Consider the following 1,267-nt stretch of genomic DNA (forward strand, 5'->3'; position numbering starts at 1 on the left):
GCCACCGTCTGCACGTTGCGGCTGACCTCCTCGGCGGCACCGGACACCACGCCGGACTGCGCGGAGGTCTCCTCGGCCGACGCCGAGATCTGCGCGGCCGAGGCCGACAGCTCCTCGCTGGAGGCCGCCACCGCGTCGGCCGCGCCGGCGACGGAGGACATGACGCCGCGCATCGTCTCCTGCGCGGTGACCAGCGCGGCGGCCATGCGGCCCAGCTCGTCGCGGCCGCGGACCTCGGGGGTCACGGTCAGGTCGCCGTCGGCCAGGGCCTCGATCGAGCGCTGCACGGAGCGGACGGTGGCCACGAGCCGCCGGACGACGAGGACGGTCAGCCCGCCGGCGACGGCGATGCCGGCGGCCAGCGAGATCCACAGGGTGGCGGTGGCGGAGGAGACGATGCCCACGGCGTCGTCGGTGTCGGTCTGCCCGGCGGCCACGCGGCGCTCCTGCATGGCGTTGTACTGGTCCATGAGGACGTCGGCGCGGTCCTGCAGCGGACCGGTGATCACCGCGGCCGCGGCGGCCAGGTCCCCGGCGTCGGCGGCCGGGACCAGCTGCGTCTCGGCGACCGAGTAGTAGTCCTCGACGACGGCGCGGAACTCCTCGAAGGCGGTCTTGTTGACCGTCACCTCGGCGTAGGCGTCGAGCTGGCCCTCGATGGTGTCCCGCCGCTCGGCGAGGTCGGTGCGCAGGTCGGCACGCTGCCGGGCGTCGGCGATCGGGTAGGTGTTGTACCGCGACCGGTCGCCCTGCCAGGACCGCTGGATGTTCGCGAGGTCGGACAGCCGGACGACGTTGTCGTTGATCCGGGCGGCGGCGGCCTCGACGGCGGACAGCCGGCTGACCGCGAGGACGGTCATGGCGACGGCGACGACCGCGAGGACGGCGACGGCTGCGCCGATCTTGACGGCGATCGGCCGGTCGGCGAACCAGCCGCCGGAACGGCCGGCACGGGGGGTGCTCATGGGGTACTCCTGGGGTCTCTCGTACGGGTTCAGTGCGTGAAACGGGCGACGCTGGTGCGCAGGTCGGCGGCCATCCGGGACAGTTCGTCGACGGCCACGCGGGTCTGGCTCAGCGCCTGGGTGGTGGAGTCCGCGGCGGAGGAGACGCCGGAGATGTTGTCGGCGATCTGCCCCGACCCCTGGGCCGCCTCGGCCACCGACCGGGACATCTCACTGGTGGTGGCGGTCTGCTCCTCCACCGCGGAGGCGATGGTGGTCTGGCGGTCGGAGATCTGGGCGACGATCGAGGAGATCTCACCGAT

General features: G+C 73.3%; 1 protein-coding gene and 1 pseudogene. Both read right to left on the minus strand.

All coding sequences use genetic code 11. The features are described from left to right. On the minus strand, positions 1–965 hold a 965-nt coding region (locus BM414_RS28140), incomplete at its 3' end, for a HAMP domain-containing protein (RefSeq protein ID WP_139246144.1). 29 nt (positions 966–994) lie between these two features. Then, positions 995–1,267: pseudogene (locus BM414_RS28145) on the minus strand (methyl-accepting chemotaxis protein); the annotation flags it as partial.

The sequence above is a fragment of the Geodermatophilus amargosae genome (genome assembly GCF_900116515.1).
In the GTDB taxonomy this organism is placed as follows: domain Bacteria; phylum Actinomycetota; class Actinomycetes; order Mycobacteriales; family Geodermatophilaceae; genus Geodermatophilus; species Geodermatophilus amargosae.